Raw genomic sequence first — 17,648 nt, 5'->3', positions numbered from 1 at the left:
TCCTGCGCCGGCTTGAGCGACCTGCCCAGACTCCTGCTGTGCAGCTTCGACGTCATCCCCGGCCCGTCGGGCTCGTCGCGCCGACTGACCGAGTATCTCAAGGCATTGCCTGATCGCTTCTCGGTCGTCGTGCTCTCGGCGAAGACGCCGGACCACTCGCACATCGAGAAGTACCAGGGCGCGCGCCTGCTCCGAGTGCCGGTCGGCTCGGGGGATCTCGTCTCCCGCATCCAGACCTTCGAGCGAGCCGTGCGCCGGCAGCTCGACAGCGAGGAGTACGCGCTCGCGCACTTCACCGACCCGTTCGGCGGCTACGTCCTGTGCGAGATGAAGGGGGACTACGGCTACCGCCTCATCTATGAGGCGCAGACCTTCCCCTCGCAGGAGCTGCCCTACACCCACCCCCAGACTGGTGGCGACAAGCGCTTCCTGGCCAAGGTCCGGCGGCAGGAGCTGTTCTGCCTCATGAACGCCGACCTGGTCATCACCGGCTCGCAGACCACCCGGACCTACATCCAGTCCCTCGGCGCGAGCACGGAGCAGATCCGCGTCATCCGCTCACCCGTGGACCTGGGGCCGTACACGCCGGACGTGCATGGGGTGCCGGACGGCCAGCCGATGCGGCTGATGTACCTGGGCAGCCAGGCGGGGTGGCAGGGGCTGCCCACCCTGCTGCGGGCGCTGGCGCTGGCCATCGAGCAGGGCGCGGAGGTGAAGCTCACCCTGGTGGGCGCGCGCCACCCGGACTGGCAGCCGCACCTGGAGGACCTGGCCAAGGAGCTGGGCATCCAGGAGCACGTGGAGTTCCAGCCGCCGGTGCTGCACGACGATCTCGTCAAGGTGCTGACGCTGGCGGACGTGGGCGTGCTGCCGATGGACGACGTGGATCGCAACCGGCTCCAGGGCGGTCCGCTGGCCAAGGTGTCCGAGTACTTCGCCGCGGGCCGGCCGGTGCTCGCCGCGGATCTGCCGGTGACGCGCGAGCTGCTGCCGCCGGCCGCCACCGTCTTCCACACCGCCGGGGACGCCAGGTCCCTGGCCGAGAGCATCGTCGAGCTGACGAAGGACGTGCCTCGCCGCCTGGAGCTGGGGCGGGAGGCCCGCGCGTTCGCCGAGCAGGAGCTGGAGGCGGGCCTCATCCGCGGCAAGCTCCTGGACATCTATGACGAGCTGCTCGGGAGGCGGACCGTGGTGGGGACCGCGACCGAGCTGCCCGTGCCCACGATGACGGGCACGCCGACCAACCGGATCTCCCAGGTGAAGCCGCCCGAGGGCGGGGGCCGGCGCTCGCGCGGAGGCAAGTCCGAGAAGGGCAAGGGCTCCGGAAAGAAGCCGGCGCGCGACGATCTGCCCCTGGTGCTGGGGCAGGTGCTCTCGGACGACGGGATGGATACCCGGCTCGTGAAGACCGAGCCGGATGTGCGCGGCAACGAGCCGCCGGTGGTGATGGGGCGGCCGCTGCGAGATCAGAAGAAGCGCGGCGGCGGCGCATCCAGCGACGAGTCCTCCGGGCCCACGCCCGTGGTCCGTCCGCCGGCGGGGCTCCGACGCGAGTCCGAGGATGGACCGACCTCCATCGTCTCGGCCAGGCCCGCCCAGCCCGATGAAGCCACGCCGCAGGTCGTGCGCGGCACGCTCCTGTCCGAGAGCGAGTCACCTCCCGCTGCCTCCGCCAGTCCGCCGACGCCCACGAAGGAAGAGGAGCCGCCCGCCCCGACTCCCATCGTCCCGGTGAAGACGCTGGGTGGAAACCAGACCAACGGCTCGTCGCGTCCGGAGCCCTCCGCCAACCGTGCGCCGCTCCCCCCTGCTCCGAAGACGGGCACTCGCGGGGCGCTCCAGGAGCCCGGGCGGGAGCAGGAGCCCGCCGATCATCATAAGAGCGCCGACAAGGGCGCCGATAACAAGGGGCGGACGACGAGCCTGCCTCCGCTGACTCGGGCTCCGCCGCCTCCGGAGCTTCGCGGCCCGCCGCCGCGCCTGGAGCCCACCTCGGCTTCGAGCCCTCCAGCGTCCCCTCCTCCCGAGCCGGCCTCCCCTCCGAGCCTGAAGACGGCCTCTCCGCCGGAGACCGCGGCGCCTCCGACTCCGAAAATCCCTGCTCCGCCGGAGCCGGGGACACCTCCGGTCCTGCGGCCTCCTCCCGCGCCGGAGCCCAAGACGCCCCCCGCCCTGCGCACCTCGCCCGCGCCAGAGCCCACGCCGCCTCCGGTGCCGCGCCCCCCGCCCGCGCTGGAGCCCACGCCGCCTCCTGTGCTGCGTTCCCCGCCTGCGCCGGAGCCAGGAACTCCTCCTGTCCTGAAGCCCCCGCCCGCGCCGGAGCCGGGGACACCTCCAGTGCTGCGGCCCTCGGCGGAGCCCACGACACCGCCGGTCATCCGAGTGCCCCCGCCGCCGGAGCCCGTGGCGTTCCCGAGCCACCGGAGCGCTCACCCGTCAGCGGAGGGCACGCCCCCGTTGGGCCAGAAGGTGCCTCCTCCTCTCGGGGCCGCGGCCTCCGCGAGCCACAAGCCGTCCCCCGCGCCGGAGCCCGCCACCCCTCCGCCCCTGCGCCCCACTCCGCCGCCTCTGAGGCCGTCCGGGGTGACGCCCTCCGTGTCTCCGCCGCCCCTGGTGGCCAGGCGCCCTGTGCCCAGGAAGAGGGAGGAGGAGCCCGAGGAGCTCTCCGCCGAGGAGGCCCAGGAGATCTCCGACGACGCCGCCCTGGAGCCCACCCCTCAGCACCCGCGCCCGAGGCTCGAGGAGCCCGAGGAGCTCGAGGAGGCCGACGCGGACGCCGTCGAAGCCGCGGACGATGATCTCGAGGAGGCCGACGCGGACGCCGTCGAAGCCGCGGACGATGATCTCGAGGAGGCCGACGCCGCCGAGGCCGTCGAGGCCGCGGACGAGGCCGTGCAGGAGGTCGACGCCGCCGAGGCCGTCGAGGCCTCGGACGAGGCCGTGCAGGAGGTCGACTCCGCCGAGGCCGTCGAGGCGCCGGATGATCAGGTCGCCCAGGTGGACGACGCCGTCGAGCCCCTGGGAGATGATCCGAAGGAGCCCCCTGCCCCCGCCCCGCCCGCCGCCGCGGCACCTGTAGCAGAGGCCCCCGCGGCCGAGCCCCCCAGCTCGGCGCTGGATCCGTGGCTGGCCCAGGTGGCGCACGGCTACTGTCCCCCCGAGGGAGCTCAGTTCGCCAGGCACACACCTCCCACCAACTTCCCAGGGAGGGACGAGCAGCCAACAGATCCCTCCCGGCCCGCTGCTTCGGCTCGGATCCAGGGGGCTTCGGGCGCCAAAAGCTCGTAAACCAGCCAACCGAGCACGCCTGGGAAACTTCCCTGCCCCGCCAACGCTGGGTAGGATGGCCCGGTTTTCACTGCACTTTTCGCGAGCCATCGCGAATCGAAGGACTTCATGGAGCGTCGGGTCCTCATCGTCGAAAGCCAGAACGAATTCGCCCTCAGCATGGCCACCGTGCTTCGCAGCGCGGGGTATCAGACGGCCATGGCCAACACCGCCTCGGAGGCCCAGCGCGAGATGGAGAAGCGCCGGCCGGACCTGGTGGTGCTGCGAGCCGAGCTGCCGGACCAATCCGGCTTCACCCTTTGCGGTCAGATCAAGAAGGGGAAGTGGGGCCAGAACCTCAAGGTGCTGCTGCTCTCGTCGGACACCGGCGAAGAGGCCCTCAAGAAGCACCGCGAGACGCCCGCTGCCGCGGACGGCTACCTCGTGATCCCCTTCGAGATGGGGGAGCTGGCCTCGCTCAGCTCCAACATCATCCCGCCGGGGAGCGCGGAGGACGCGGAGGCGGAGGCCTCGCTGGATGCGTCGCTGTCCGGCAACGCGCCGCCGCGAGACGCGCCGCCGCCCATGCCGCCGCCCTTGCGCGCCCCGCCCCCGGGTGGACCGCCCAAGCTGCCCAAGCGTGAGCGCCGCAGCGCCATCACGGACGAGGACCGCACGTTCCTCGATCGCGCCTTCCAGTCCATCGCGGACCGCAAGGCGGAGCTCCTGGCCGAGTCGCGCCAGTCCAAGCGCACCCCGCCCAAGCGCGAGCTGATGGGCACGCCCGAGGGCAAGATCCAGGTCCTGCGCGACGAGCTGAAGGTGCGCGAGGCCCAGGTGGCCCGCATCTCGGAGATCTGGAGCGTGCGCGAGCGCGAGCTGGTCTCCGTCGAGGACCGGCTCCACGAGAAGGACGTGGAGCTGCAGGGCCTCAAGATGCAGGTGGACGACCTGCTGCGGCGCTTCAACGAGGCGCAGACGGCCATGCTCCAGAAGGAGCGTGAGCACGGCGCCACGGTGGACGATCTCCTCCTGCAGAAGTTCTCCTCCGAGAAGGACCTCATCGAGGTCGTCGCGGCCAAGGAGAAGGACATCAATGTCCTGAAGAAGGAGGTCAACAACCGCGACGACGAGCTGTCGCGCCGGGCCGCCGAGCTGGAGCACGCCCGCGTCGAGTACGACAAGCTGGACAAGCAGTTCAACACGGCCACGTTGGAGTCCGAGGTCCGCGAGCAGAAGCTCCAGGACACCATCCGCTCCCACGAGCAGGAGATCCACGGCCTGCGCCGCCGCGGTGAGGAGCTGGACGCCACCCTCGCCCAGACGATCAGCGAGCGCGACCTGCGCTACGCGGCGCTGGAAGGCGACATCCAGGGCCTCCAGGAGCGGCTGCAGCAGACCGAGCAGGAGCGTGACGCCACCGTCCGCGCCCTCGAGCAGCGCGCCACCGCCGCCGAGGAGCACGGCGCCCAGTCCGACGCGGAGATCGAGCGGCTCAAGGCCACCGCCGCGGCGCTCGAGTCCCGCCTCAACCAGCAGATCGCCGACCTCGAGGCGGACCTCGCCCGCACCATCGGCGAGCGCGACCAGCTCAAGCTGGACAAGGACGCCCAGGAGCAGGATCTCACCCTGCGCATCGAGGAGCGCGACGGGAAGATCTCCACCCTCGAGCGCGAGCTGGCGGAGACCATCTCCCGCAACGAGCAGCACGAGGCGGAGCTCAACTCCACCATCCAGCAGCACCTGGAGCGCATCGGCGAGTTGGAGGGCGAGGTCGAGGCCGTCAAGGCCCACCTGGCCGACCGCGAGCACGAGCTCACCGGCGAGCTGGAGGCGCTCAACCAGGCCAAGGATGCGCTGGAGACGGACCTCACCGATCGGCTCCAGGCGCTGCAGAAGGCCAAGGACGATCAGCAGGCCGAGCTCACCGGCCAGCTCCAGGCGCTCAACACCGCGAAGAACACGCTGGAGGCCAACCTCAACGGCCACATCCAGTCGCTCCAGGCCCACATCACCTCGCTGGAGCAGACCATCGCCCAGCGCGACGAGAGCATCGAGGGCCTGCGCGCCGACGTGGCGGAGCGCGACGGCCGCATCTCCAGCCTGACCGGCGAGCTGGAGGCCACCACCCAGACGCTCACCGAGACGCAGGGCACGCTGGCGCGCACGGAAGAGGCGCTGGCCAACACCCGGGGCGAGCTGGAGGCCACCACCCAGACGCTCACCGAGACCCAGAACACGCTGGAGACGACCAAGCAGCAGCTCGCCTCCACCATCGCGGTCCGGGACGAGCTGGACGCCGAGCTGACCGAGACGAAGGGCACGCTCGAGCAGACCCAGGCCACGCTCTCGCAGACCCAGCAGACGCTCTCCATGCGCGAGGGCGAGCTGGAGGCCTCGCGCGAGGAGATCGAGCGGCTCACCGGCGTCCTGCAGGACACCGAGCAGGCCAAGGCCGCCCTGGAGGCGGACCTCACCGGCCAGATCGGCCAGCTGCGCGCCGAGCTGTCCGAGACGCAGGGCAACTACGAGGCCGAGCGCACCGCCCACCAGAAGCTGGCGGCGGAGACCAGCGCGCAGATCAGCTCGCTCATCGAGGAGCGTGACGGCCTGCGCGGCGAGCTGGACGCCACCATCCAGGACCTGACGGCCACGCAGGGCCAGCTGGCCCAGACGCGCGACGCGCTCTCCAAGGAGCAGGCGGCGCACGCCGGCTCGCGCCAGGAGGCCGCCCAGACGAAGGCGGAGCTGGAGGCCCAGCTCACCGACGCGCGCGACCACGGCCAGGAGCTGGCCGAGCAGCTCGCCCACACCAAGAACGAGCTGGGCGAGCGCGTGGCGGAAGTCACCCAGCTCACCTCGCAGCTGGCGCACACCGAGGACGCACGGCACCACCTCGAGGACCGCCTCAACGTCCTCACCGAGGAGTCCCAGCGCCGCGAGGAGCTGCTCCAGAACGACCTGGCCAACAAGAGCAAGGAGCTGTCCGACACGCTCCGCAAGCTCACCACCGTCACCCAGGAGAAGCAGCGCCAGGCCGAGGCCCTCACCCGCGACGTCAACGCCAAGACGGAGCAGCTCAAGGCGCTCGAGGCGAAGCTGGCCCAGCAGACCGCCGACGCCCGCCGTCAGGCGGAGACGCTGCAGCAGCAGGTGAACGGCCTCAACGGCGACCTGGAAGGCGCTCGCAAGGAGCTCGCCGCTCGCGACGAGCAGCTGCGCCAGGCCGGCAACGCCCAGGCCAAGCTCTCCGCGGATCGCGACGGGCTGGCCAACCAGCTCCAGCAGGCCGAGAACCGGCTGCAGCAGCAGGCCCAGGCCGCCACCGCCGAGCGGAACGAGGCCAAGCGCACCGCGGAGGATCTCTCCAAGAAGCTGGCCGCCGCCGAGGCTCGCATCGCCCAGCTCACCCAGGAGAACCAGCAGCGCGCCGCCGACGCCGAGGCGAAGCTCAAGGAGTCCCAGGGCCAGCTCACCACCCGCGCCCGGAAGATCCAGGAGCTGGAGCTGGCGCTGGAGAACGCCGCCAGCGCCAAGAGCCGCGCGGAGAAGGACCTCAACGCCAAGGTGGCCGCCGCCGAGGCCAAGGCCACCGAGGCCGCCACCAAGCTCGCCGCCGCCCAGCGCGAGCGCAAGGAGCTCGAGGCCAAGCAGCTCAAGGAGATCGAGGACCTCGGCGCCAAGCAGAAGGCGGAGCTGGAGCGTCGCGACAGCATCAAGGCCCAGGAGGTCGCCCGCCTGCAGCAGTCCGTGCAGGAGAAGAGCAAGGCGCTCAAGGTCGCCGAGCTGGAGCTGGCTCGCTACAAGAGCAAGGCCCCGGGTGCCGCCACCGCCCCGGCCGCCGGAAAGCCGGCACCCGCCGCCGCCAAACCGGCAGCCGTCGCGGACGACGACGAGCTGGCCGTGAAGACGCAGACCAACACGGCGGCGGCTCCGGCGGCTCCGGCTCCGGCCCCCGCACCGGCGCGCCCCACCGCGGCTCGTGCCTCCTCCCCCGGCCGTCCCGCCGTGGGCGCGGCTCCGGCCGCGAAGAAGGCGCCTCCCGCTCCCGTCCAGCAGGCGGCTCCGGCTCCCGCGCCGGTGCCCGCCGCGGAGTTCGAGGATCCGGCGGACCGCACCGTGATGGTGCCCATCTCGTCGATGAAGAAGGAAGAGGACGACTGGACGTCGCTCGTGGATGAGCTGGACAAGTCCTGATCGTCGTCGTCGTTGAGAGCGCGGTCCCGGCTGGGGCCGCGCTCATCAGCGAGGGCTCAGCGGAGGCTCAGAAGGCCGCCCGCGCCTCGCGGACCAGATCCCGGAAGTGCAACGAGGCGAGCACGTCCCGGACGGACACCCCCCGCCCCTCGGCCCGCTGCTGCGCCACCCGCCACCGCGCCAGGAGCGTCCGGAGGGCGACGTAGGCCAGCAGCACGAGGAACGCCCCCGGCATCACCAGCACCACCAGCGCCAACACCATCCTGAGCCACACCCACATGACCGCGCACCTCTACGAGAACCGGAATGCGCCGTTTTGATGCACGTGGCATGCCCTGGATGCGAAAAATATTTCCCTCTGTATTTCCAGGAGGTTGCACGTAAGCCCTCCAGCCACCAAGGCTCCAGGACGTGGGGAACTCTGGCATTTTTGCCGCAGTGCCGAGAATTGCCTCGATTAAGTTGCAGGGTGTGAGCCCCCCTTCTTCGCCCTCAGAGACACGTCCCTTCGCCAGCGTGGAGGACGCGGCGACCCGCCTGGAGCAGGTGGGCTACCTGTCCTCGCCGGAGATCGCCACGGCCTGCTTCCTGGCGGACCGGATGGACAAACCCATCCTGGTGGAGGGCCCGGCCGGCGTGGGCAAGACGGAGCTGTCCAAGGCGCTGGCCCAGGCCCTGGGCCGCGAGTTCATCCGGCTCCAGTGCTACGAGGGCCTGGACGAGGCCAAGGCGCTCTACGAGTGGGAGTACGCCAAGCAGCTGCTCTACACCCAGCTGCTCAAGGACAAGATCGGCGAGATGGTGGCGGGCACCTCCTCGCTGGTGGAGGCCGCGGACCGGATGGCCTCGGGTGACGCCGTCTTCTTCTCCGAGCGCTTCCTGCTGCCCCGCCCCATCCTCAAGGCCCTGCTCTCCGAGCGGCCCGCGGTGCTGCTGGTGGACGAGATCGACAAGGCGGACCCGGAGTTCGAGGCCTTCCTGCTGGAGGTGCTCTCGGACAACGCGGTGACCATTCCCGAGCTGGGCACCTTCAAGGCCCGGCACGTGCCCAGGGTGATCCTCACCTCCAACAACGCGCGCGAGCTGTCGGACGCGCTCAAGCGCCGCTGCCTGCACCTGCACATCGACTTCCCGGACCGGGAGCGCGAGCTGCGCATCGTCCGCGCCCGGCTGCCCCAGGTAGCCCAGACGCTGGCCGAGCAGGTGGTCGAGGCCGTGGCCGCCATCCGCAAGCTGGACCTCAAGAAGGCCCCCTCCATCAGCGAGACGCTGGACTGGGCGCAGAGCCTGGCGCTGCTCAACGCGGACGCGCTCACGGCGGACCTGGTGGCCGCCACCCTGAACCTCGTCCTCAAGTACGAAGGGGACATCGAGAAGGCCAAGGCGAACCTGCCGCAGATCGCTCAGGCCTGAACGCGGGAAAACGAGGGAATCGAACGGTCCGTGGCCCGGTCGCGCTCCGAGCATTCACGCTTTGACGGACTGAACGGCATGTGAAAGAAGGCCCGGCCTGCTGTCCCCCTTCGCGTTAAGGATCCCCCTATGAGCTCCACCTCGTCCGCAGTCGTGCGCGCAGACCAGATCTGGATCGACGGCAAGTTCGTGAAGTGGGACGAAGGCCAGATGCACGTGATGACCCACGCCCTGCACTACGGCCTGGGCGTCTTCGAGGGCATCCGCGCCTACCGCACCCACGACGGGCGCCTGGCGGTGTTCCGGCTGCGCGAGCACATCCAGCGGCTGATGGACTCGGCCCACATCTGCCTGATGAAGATGCCCTTCACGGCCGAGCAGCTCGAGGAGGCGTGCCTGGAGCTGCTGCGCAAGCAGAAGGACCTGTTCGCCAACGGCGCCTACCTGCGCCCCATCGCCTTCATGGGGGATGGCGCCATGGGCCTGGGCGCGGTGAACCCCACCCGCGTCGTCATCACCGCCTGGGACTGGGGCGCCTACCTGGGCGAGAAGGGCATCCGCGACGGCATCCGCGCCAAGGTCAGCTCCTTCACCCGCATGCACGTGAACGTGAACATGGTGCGCGGGAAGATCTCCGGCCAGTACGTCAACTCCATCCTCGCCAAGCGCGAGGCGGTGCTCGGCGGCTATGACGAGGCCATCCTCCTGGACATCAGCGGCTTCGTGGCCGAGGCCTCCGGCGAGAACATCTTCATGGTGAACAAGAAGGGCGTGATCAAGACGCCGCCCCTCTCCTCCCCCATCCTGGACGGCATCACCCGCGACTCGGTGCTCAGGCTGCTGCGCGACAGCGGGCGCTACATCGAGGAGGTGACGTTCACCCGCGACGCGCTCTACATCTGCAACGAGGTGTTCTTCACCGGCACCGCCGCCGAGATCACCCCGGTGCGCGAGGTGGACAACCGCCAGATCGGCGAGGGCAAGCCCGGCCCGGTGACGAAGTTCGTGCAGGAGACGTACTTCCGCGCCGTCCGCGGCCAGGAGCCCCGCTACGCCGAGTGGCTCACCTACGTCTGACCCGTCGCTCGGATTGAGGTAAAACCCTCCCAATGCCTCAACCCGGCTACCAGGACGACAACCCGTTCAACCTCGAGAACCCGGCCATCCTCGACATCGCTCCCCCGGAGCCGAAGTCGCTGGAGGAGACGGGGCTCAAGATGGGTCTGCTCTCGGACATCGCCCTGAAGTTCCTCTATTACTCGGGGACGGGCACGGGCATGGAGATCGCCGACGAGCTGCGCCTGCCGTGGCCCGGCGTCATCGAGCGCGTGGTGGACTTCGTCGCCACCGAGAAGCTGGTGGACCTGCGCGGCGGCAAGGGCTTCGGCCGCGCCTCGGTGGAGTTCATCCTCACCGAGAAGGGCCGCGAGTACGCCCGCGACGCGCTCACCCGCACCACCTACGTGGGCCCCGCCCCGGTGCCCATCGAGCAGTACAACGCCCTCATCACCCAGCAGATCGAGGAGAACCCCGTCGTCAGCCGGGATGATCTGCTCATGGGCCTGTCGCACCTCACCGTCACCGAGGATCTGCTCGACAAGCTGGGCCCCGCCGTCAACTCGGGCCGCTCGCTGTTCCTCTACGGGCCTCCGGGCAACGGCAAGACGAGCCTGGCCGAGGCCATCTCGCGCATGTTCGGCGGCGAGGCCTACATCCCCTACTGCATCGAGATCGACAACCAGATCATCAAGGTCTTCGACAACCTCAACCACACCCCCATCCCCCTGGACGGGGGCGGTGACGCGGCGGGGCGCCGGCAGACCTTCGAGATGGACAACCGCTGGCTGCTCTGCCGCAGGCCCGCCGTCGTCGTCGGTGGCGAGCTGACGCTCGAGACGCTGGACCTCATCTACTCGGAGAGCGCCCGCTTCTACGAGGCCCCGTTCCAGATCAAGGCCAACGGCGGCATGCTCCTCATCGACGACTTCGGCCGCCAGAAGGTCCACCCCACGGACCTGCTCAACCGGTGGATCGTCCCCCTGGAGAAGCGCATCGACTTCCTCACCCTCCACACGGGCAAGAAGTTCGAGATCCCCTTCGAGCAGCTCCTGGTCTTCTCCACCAACCTGGATCCGAAGGAACTCGTGGATGAGGCGTTCCTGCGCCGGATCAAGTACAAGATCGAGGTGAAGAACCCGGATGAGGGAACCTTCCGGGAAATCTTCGAACGGGTGTGCGAAGCAGCGGGAATTCCGTACGTGGACCAGGCGGTGACCTACCTCTTCGAGGCCTACTACAAGCCACGCAACATGCAGCTGCGCGCCTGCCACCCCCGGGATCTCGTCGCCCTCATCAAGGACGCGGCGCGCTACCGGCAGATGCCGCCGGCGCTCTCCAAGGACCTGCTCGACCAGGCATGCGAGGTCTTCCTCGTCGATTTGTAGAGCAGGGTTTTGTTGTCCCAACCGCGCGGAATTTCTAGAATCCGCGTCGGGTTTCAATCGCTGGCCGACTGCCCGATCCAGCCTCGTGTAACGGGAAGCGGGCACAAGGAGCCGCAGGTCCGTGAAGGAACGCTACCAAGAGATTGACGAGAAGAACGAGGCGCTGCGCGACTACCTCGACATCTTCAAGGAGAAGGCGCGCGACTTCCTCGATCGCTTCGAGATGTCGTGGATCTACCACGACGCGGCGCTCGAGGGCGTGGTGTACACGCAGCAGGAGCTGACCGCGGCGCTCTACCCCGGCCGGGTGGCGGCCGAGGCCTCCATGATGCCGGTGGTGCTGGAGGTGCGTCAGCACAAGTCCGTCTGCGACTACATCCGGGAAGAGGCCGCCAACAGCAAGAAGAACGCGCAGATCACCCTGACGCAGATCAAGCGGATGCACGATCTGTTCATCGGGAACACGCCCGAGGCCATGGCGGCGCGCGCGGCCAACGAGCGGCGCGAGCGCACCGAGAAGGAGCTGGCCAAGGAGCGCGAGCGCGCCGGCTTCCGCAAGGACATGCCGCTGCACCGCACGTACTTCCACGACATCGCCCAGCCGGCGAAGATCCAGCCCGCGCTGGAGAAGCTGGTGGACTACACCGCGAGCGCCGAGTTCCGCGAGTTCCACCCGATCAAGCAGGCGGCGACGGTGCAGCACATGTTCCTGCAGATCTTCCCCTTCACCGAGCACAGCGGGAAGGTGGGCCGGATGTGCACCAACCTCATCCTGCTGCGCAACGGCTACATGCCGGCGATCATCCACTCGATCGATCGGCAGAAGTACTACGAGTCCTTCCGCGGCCCCGTGTCGGGCTTCCGCACGCTGCTGATGGACGCCATCGAGAACTCGCTCGACAACGGCGTGAAGTACTTCAAGGACCTGAACCGGCGCTACAAGGCCATCAACTAGCGTCGCCGTGCTGATCGGGGCTCACGAGTCCATTGCTGGAGGCGTGAGCCAGGCCTTCGCCCGCGCCGAGGAGCACGGCGCCCGCTCCCTGCAGATCTTCACGAAGAACGCGCGCGGCTGGAGCGCGCCTTCGCTCACCGACACCGAGCGCCGCGCCTTCCGCGCCGAGGCCCGTCGCACGGGCCTGCCCTCCATCGCGCATGGCAGCTACCTGGTGAACCTGGGCTCGGAGGATCCGGCGCTGCGCGAGCGCTCGCTGGCGTGCGTGACGGAGGAGCTCACGCGGTGCGAGCGGCTGGGGATCTCCTTGCTCGTCATCCACCCGGGCGCCCACCCGGACGAGCGGCGCGGGCTGAGGCTGATCGCGGAGGCGATCGACGAGGTGCACCGCCGCACGCCGCGCTTCCGGGCGCGCCTGTGCCTGGAGAGCACCGCCGGCCAGGGCCACTGCCTGGGGTGGCGCTTCTGGCACCTGGCGGAGATCCTCTCCCAGGTGGCGCGCGAGGACAGGCTCGGGGTGTGTCTGGACACCTGCCACCTGTTCGCCGCCGGGTACGATCTGTCCACCGAGAAGGGCTACGAGGCGGTGATGGCTGAATGCGACGCCACGGTGGGCCTGAAGCGGGTAGGCTGCTTCCACCTGAACGACTGCAAGAAGCCGCTCGGCTGTCGGGTGGACCGGCACGAAGAGGTGGGCAAGGGTGCAATCGGGCGAGTGGCCTTCCGCTGCCTCGTGAATGATCCGCGGTTCGTCAACACCATTGGAGTACTGGAGACTCCGTTCCCCGAGCGTTATGCCGAAGCCATCCGGCTCCTCGAATCCCTCCGCCGGGGACGGTAGAAGAAGAGAACTCATGCCTGGCACACCGTCCGCCAACACGCGCCGCTCCCCCTCCACCGGGGAGGGTGCGGAGCCCCCGTCACCGCGGATTGCCCAGCTCCCTGCTCGGGACAAGCTGGAGCGACTGCTGCGTGTGGCCCGAGGGAGGAAGAAGGCGCTCATCCTCACCCACGACAACCCGGATCCCGACTCCCTGGCTGCCGCAGTCACCTTGGCGCACATCCTGGAGCGCCGTACGGGAATGGAAGCCCGCGTGGGCTACGGTGGCATCATCGGGCGAGCGGAGAACATCGCCTTCGTGCGGGTGCTGCGGCTGCCGGTGTCGCACGTGTCGCAGATCGACTTCGACACGTACGATCTCTTCGGGCTGGTGGACACGCAGCCGCCGGTGGGCAACCACTCGCTGCCGGCGCGGCTGCGGGCGGACATCGTGATCGATCACCACCCGGTGCGCGAGGAGAGCCTGCAGGCGCCGTTCGCGGACGTGGGCGGGGACTTCGGCGCCACCTCGACGATGCTGGTGGAGTACCTGCGCGCGGCGCGGCTGGAGCCCTCCGTGGAGGTGGCCACGGGGCTGTTCTACGGCATCAAGGCGGACACGCGGGATCTGGGCCGCGAGACGACCCAGACGGACGTGGACAGCTACCTGTGGCTCTTCCCGCGCTGTGACAAGCACCTGCTGGGGCAGATCGAGCACCCGGAGCTGCCGGCGCGCTACTTCCAGCTCCACCACACGGCCATCGAGAAGGCGAAGGTGTACGGCACCGCGATCGTCACGGACCTGGAGGAGGTGTACTCCCCGGACATGGTGGCGGAGGTGGCCGAGCGGATGATGTTCCTCGAGGGGATGAAGTGGTCGCTGGCGTACGGCACGTACCGCAACCAGCTCTACGTGTCCCTGCGAGTGAAGGATCGCCGGATGAACGCGGGCCGGTTGATCCGGGAGATCTGCGCGGACTACGGCGGCTCCTCGGGAGGGCACGGCAGCATGGCGGGGGCGCGGATGCCGCTGTCGGGGCGCGCCAACCAGCGCCGGACGCTCAAGCGTGAGCTGGTGGGGCGCTTCCTGGCGGCGTTCGGCGTGGCGGACGAGCGGCCCGTGTCCCTGCTGTCCGCGCAGGACGCGTGATCTACTGGGACTACAACGCGGCCGCGCCGCTGCGGCCGGAGGTGGCGCGGGGGCTGGCGCGCGCCTTCACGCAGGGCGGCTTCGGCAATGCCTCGAGCGTGCATCAGGCCGGGCGAGAGGCGCGGGGGCGGCTGGACTCGGCGCGCTCGCGCGTGGCGCGGGTGCTGGGCTGCGAGCCGAAGGAGGTGTGCTTCACCGGCTCCGGCTCCGAGGCGGACGCGCTGGCCATCAAGGGCGCCTTCCTCGCGCGCCCGGATCCGAACCGCCGCCGCATCGTCACCTCCGCCCTCGAGCACCCGGCGGTGCTGACGGCGCTGACGCAGCTGGAGAAGCAGGGCGCGGAGGTGGTGCGGCTGAAGCCCGGCGCGGACGGCCGCGTGCGAGCCGAGGCGGTGCTGGACGCGCTCACGCCGGCCACGGCGCTCTGCTCGCTGCAGTGGGCCAACAACGAGACGGGGGTGGTGCAGCCGGCGGCGGAGGTGGCTCGCGCGTGTCGCCAGCGTGGCATCCTCTTCCACACGGACGCGGTGCAGGTGGCGGGGAAGGCGCCGCTGAGCCTGCGCGAGGTGGACGCGGATCTGCTGGCGCTCTCGGCCCACAAGTTCGGCGGCCCCGCGGGGGCGGGCGTGCTGGTGGTGCGCAAGGGCGTGGCCGTGCAGGCGCTCACGCCGGGGCACCAGGAGGCGGGGCTGCGCGGAGGGACGCAGAACGTTCCCTATGCGGAGGCGTTCGCCCTGGCGCTGGAGCTGGCCCAGGCGGAGCAGGAGGCCACCGCCGCACGGCTGGGCACGCTCCGGGACACCTTCGAGCGCGAGGTGCACGCGCGCATCCCGGACGTCACCGTCAACGGCGGAGGGGCTCCGCGGGTGCCCAACACCAGCAACCTCCACTTCCACGGCGCGGACGGCGAGGCGCTGCTCATCGCGCTGGACCTGGAGGGCATCTGCGTCTCCTCGGGAGCGGCGTGCGCCTCGGGCACCCTCAACCCCTCGCACGTGCTGCTGGCCATGGGGCTCACGCCCGCGCAGGCACACGGCTCGCTGCGCTTCTCGCTCGGCCCTGGCACCACCGAGGCGGAGGTGGAGCGCGTCGTGGCGGCGCTCCAGACGCACGTGCCTCGCGCGCGGGCCCTGGCGGCGCAGGACCTGGCGTAGCGCGACGCCAGCCTGTCCCCCTCCCCTGCCCTGCTACCAGTCCTGCTCGGGCAGCTTCTTGCGGCTCTCATCGGGAGGCTGGCCGTAGCCGGGCATCCCCTCCTTGGCCTGGTCCGCGTTGTCCGACTTCTTCTCCGCCGGCTCCTGGCCCGCGCCGGCCTCACGTGGCTTCTCCTGCTCCCTGCGCTCCTTCTCCTGGATGGCCATCACATCCTCCTCTCGCGGTGGACGAACTGGAGGAAAGCTCGACACCCGACACGGGACAGGCTCGGAGCCCTCCGCGCCGGGCGGCGGCCCGTGCGAGTCAGCGAGGCCTTCCCGCGCCGCCGGGTGAGCGAGCTGACGGCCTCAGTCGCTGGTGCCGAAGAGGCCGCGCACCACCGCGGCGATGGCCAGCGGCGTGCCCACCAGCTCGTCGTAGTGCGGCGTGAGCGCCTGGGCGTAGGCCTCCGCCGTGGGGAAGCGATCCTGGATGCGCGCGGCGAAGCCCCGGGAGATGAGCTCCTCGAGCAGCTCGGGGACGTCCGGGCGGAACGCGTGGATGGGCCGATACCGCCGGTGCCGGATGTTGAAGAAGACCTCCTCCGGCGTGTTGCCCGTGAAGGGGCGCTCCAGCGTCAGCAGCTCGTAGAGCACCACCGTGGCGGCCCACAGGTCCGCCTCCGGCGTGACGATGCCGCGCAACGACTCGGGGCTCAGGTAGTAGGGCTTGCCCAGCACCTCGCCGCCCTCGCGCGAGCCGTCCACGAACACGCGCGCCACGCCGAAGTCGCCCAGCTTGATCTCCCCCAGCCGGGAGATGAACAGGTTGGAGGGGGACACATCGCAGTGGACGATGCCCAGCGGCGCGCCGCGCGAGTCGGTGGCCGTGTGCGCGTAGGCGAGCGCCTCGAGCAGCACCTTGCCCAGGTACACCGCGAAGTCGAGCGGCAGGGGAATGCCGCGCTGCTTGCAGCGGCGGAGGATCTGGGCCAGGTCCCTGCCGTCCACCAGCTCCATGACGATGTAGTAGGTGCCCTCGGCGATGCCCACGTCCAACACCTTCACGATGTTGGGGTGGTCCAGCTGGGTGGACAGGTCCGCCTCGCGGATGAAGCTCTCCACGGAGGACGGATCGCCGGTGAGCGAGGGCAGCAGCCTTTTGACGGCCACGTTCCAGCCCTCGTAGCGCCCGGACAGCACGCGCGCCCGGAACACCTCGGCCATGCCCCCCTTGCCCAGCGGGGCCTGGAGTTCATAGTTGCCGAAGACCCGGGTCGGCCGCGGCGTCACAGGGGTGCTCACGGGTTCGGGGTTCCGCTGGCTGCCGGGCCGCGAGCGTTCTTCTCGCGGGAGCTCTTCAGCAGTTCCTTGAACTGGGGATCGAGGTTCATCACGCGCGTCAGGTCCGGGTCGGTCTCGACATAGCTGCTGAGATCGAACCCCATCTTCACCGCGCTGCGCAGGTAGTCCATGGCCTTGGGCTTGTCGCGCTTCTGCGCGTGCGCGGAGCCGAGCATGTAGAGGATGAAGCTGTTCTGCGGCCGGGCCCGGTGCGCCTTGTCCAGCTCCTTGATGGCCTGGACCGTCTTGTTCTGCTTGAGCAGGCTGGAGCCCAGGCCCAGGTACGCGGGCCAGTTCTCGTCTCCCGGATCGATCTCGATGCTCTGCCGGAACTGGGCGGCGGCCTCGCCCCACTTGCTCTGCTTGTAGAACTGCTGGCCGAGCTTGCTGGCCTCCTTCGCCGCCTCCTGGATGTTCATGCCTCCAGGATCGGGCCAGTGCTCGCCGCCGGGCCCTCGGGAGCCCTCCTTGCCCACGGGCGTGAGGACGAAGCGCCCGGACTTCTGCACCGCCTGCGAGGTACACCCCGGGCTCAGGCGCACGTGCGCCACCACCGAGCTGTCCTCCTCGTTATAGAAACCCAGCACGGTGTAGGTCTGATCCGGCGGGCACAGGTCGCCCTTCTGGCAGAGCGTCAGCCGCGCCACCAGCACCGAGCCCTCGAACGAGCCCACCAGCACCTCGCGCTGGGCGTCGAAGCGGCAGTCGCCGCCATGGACGACATGACCGGTGACGTGATCGCCCTCGGTCTTCAGCTCCAGCGTGGCATAGGCCTCCGCCTGGAACCTGCCCGACAGGACCGGACGATCCGCCGCGGCCAAGCCAGGAAGCAGGAAAAGGGCCAGCGCGAGGCCTGTTGTCAGATGCACGGGCGCCATCGGGAGCTAGGGCCGGCGCATCATAGGGGGCCGGCGGCAACGTTGTA

13 protein-coding genes are annotated in these 17,648 nt (G+C 69.9%); 9 read left to right on the top strand and 4 right to left on the bottom strand.

The features are described from left to right. Positions 1–105: 105 nt before the first annotated feature. Together KY572_RS23750 and KY572_RS23745 are read left to right on the top strand one after the other, a co-directional pair. Entirely contained in the window at positions 106–3,288 is a 3,183-nt protein-coding gene (locus KY572_RS23750) for a glycosyltransferase family 4 protein (RefSeq protein ID WP_407659991.1), read from the top strand. Between the two features lie 108 nt (positions 3,289–3,396). Then, positions 3,397–7,464 (top strand): response regulator, encoded by a 4,068-nt coding sequence (locus tag KY572_RS23745; protein WP_224245229.1) that lies wholly within the window; start codon positions 3,397–3,399, stop codon positions 7,462–7,464. Positions 7,465–7,531: 67 nt separating this feature from the next. Here KY572_RS23745 and KY572_RS23740 read toward each other — a convergent pair whose 3' ends face one another. Beyond that, the gene (locus tag KY572_RS23740) at positions 7,532–7,744 is read right to left on the bottom strand and encodes a hypothetical protein (protein ID WP_224245228.1); all 213 of its coding nucleotides are present in this window, start codon (positions 7,742–7,744) and stop codon (positions 7,532–7,534) included. A gap of 191 nt (positions 7,745–7,935) precedes the next feature. Between KY572_RS23740 and KY572_RS23735 the strand changes: the two genes are divergently transcribed. The 7 genes from KY572_RS23735 (at position 7,936) to KY572_RS23705 (ending at position 15,400) form a co-directional block, all read left to right on the top strand. Continuing rightward, a complete protein-coding gene (locus tag KY572_RS23735) occupies positions 7,936–8,877 on the top strand; it encodes an AAA family ATPase (protein WP_224245227.1) in 942 nt (313 codons plus the stop codon). A 129-nt stretch (positions 8,878–9,006) separates the two neighbouring features. After that, the gene (locus KY572_RS23730; protein WP_224245226.1) at positions 9,007–9,954 is read left to right on the top strand and encodes a branched-chain amino acid transaminase; all 948 of its coding nucleotides are present in this window, start codon (positions 9,007–9,009) and stop codon (positions 9,952–9,954) included. A 32-nt stretch (positions 9,955–9,986) separates the two neighbouring features. Further along, on the top strand, positions 9,987–11,321 hold the full coding sequence (locus tag KY572_RS23725) for an AAA family ATPase (protein ID WP_224245225.1): 1,335 nt from the start codon (positions 9,987–9,989) through the stop codon (positions 11,319–11,321). A gap of 121 nt (positions 11,322–11,442) precedes the next feature. Continuing rightward, positions 11,443–12,276 carry a Fic family protein gene (locus tag KY572_RS23720; protein WP_224245224.1) on the top strand — a complete coding sequence of 278 codons (834 nt, stop codon included), beginning with the start codon at positions 11,443–11,445 and terminating at the stop codon, positions 12,274–12,276. Positions 12,277–12,283: 7 nt separating this feature from the next. Then, positions 12,284–13,117 (top strand): deoxyribonuclease IV, encoded by an 834-nt coding sequence (locus KY572_RS23715; RefSeq protein WP_224245223.1) that lies wholly within the window; start codon positions 12,284–12,286, stop codon positions 13,115–13,117. A 13-nt stretch (positions 13,118–13,130) separates the two neighbouring features. Continuing rightward, positions 13,131–14,246 (top strand): DHH family phosphoesterase, encoded by a 1,116-nt coding sequence (locus tag KY572_RS23710; RefSeq protein WP_224245222.1) that lies wholly within the window; start codon positions 13,131–13,133, stop codon positions 14,244–14,246. Further along, the gene (locus KY572_RS23705; protein WP_224245221.1) at positions 14,243–15,400 is read left to right on the top strand and encodes a cysteine desulfurase family protein; all 1,158 of its coding nucleotides are present in this window, start codon (positions 14,243–14,245) and stop codon (positions 15,398–15,400) included. The genes KY572_RS23710 and KY572_RS23705 overlap by 4 nt, the downstream gene beginning before the upstream one ends. 33 nt (positions 15,401–15,433) lie before the next feature. On the opposite strand, the gene KY572_RS23700 is transcribed toward KY572_RS23705, so the two are convergent. The 3 genes from KY572_RS23700 to KY572_RS47845 form a co-directional block, all read right to left on the bottom strand. After that, positions 15,434–15,607, bottom strand: a complete 174-nt coding sequence (locus KY572_RS23700) for a hypothetical protein (protein ID WP_224245220.1) — start codon at positions 15,605–15,607, stop codon at positions 15,434–15,436. A gap of 141 nt (positions 15,608–15,748) precedes the next feature. Beyond that, on the bottom strand, positions 15,749–16,684 hold the full coding sequence (locus KY572_RS23695; RefSeq protein ID WP_224245219.1) for a serine/threonine-protein kinase: 936 nt from the start codon (positions 16,682–16,684) through the stop codon (positions 15,749–15,751). Further along, complete coding sequence (locus tag KY572_RS47845) at positions 16,681–17,544, bottom strand: tetratricopeptide repeat protein (protein WP_224245218.1); 864 nt, start codon at positions 17,542–17,544, stop codon at positions 16,681–16,683. The genes KY572_RS23695 and KY572_RS47845 overlap by 4 nt, the downstream gene beginning before the upstream one ends. Positions 17,545–17,648: the final 104 nt, after the last annotated feature.

Origin of the sequence: Hyalangium gracile, from assembly GCF_020103725.1 — a bacterium.
In the GTDB taxonomy this organism is placed as follows: Bacteria; Myxococcota; Myxococcia; order Myxococcales; family Myxococcaceae; genus Hyalangium; species Hyalangium gracile.
Note: the sequence above shows the minus strand (reverse complement) of the source record. Positions and strands in the feature narration are given on the sequence as shown.

Bases quoted from the DNA above. Each gene is read 5' to 3' on its own strand.
- KY572_RS23730 (WP_224245226.1), top strand. From the start codon at position 9,007: ATGAGCTCCACCTCGTCCGCAGTCGTGCGCGCAGACCAGATCTGGATC.
- KY572_RS23700 (WP_224245220.1), bottom strand. From the start codon at position 15,607: ATGGCCATCCAGGAGAAGGAGCGCAGGGAGCAGGAGAAGCCACGTGAG.
- KY572_RS23710 (WP_224245222.1), top strand. From the start codon at position 13,131: ATGCCTGGCACACCGTCCGCCAACACGCGCCGCTCCCCCTCCACCGGG.
- KY572_RS23740 (WP_224245228.1), bottom strand. From the start codon at position 7,744: ATGTGGGTGTGGCTCAGGATGGTGTTGGCGCTGGTGGTGCTGGTGATG.
- KY572_RS23725 (WP_224245225.1), top strand. From the start codon at position 9,987: ATGCCTCAACCCGGCTACCAGGACGACAACCCGTTCAACCTCGAGAAC.
- KY572_RS23745 (WP_224245229.1), top strand. From the start codon at position 3,397: ATGGAGCGTCGGGTCCTCATCGTCGAAAGCCAGAACGAATTCGCCCTC.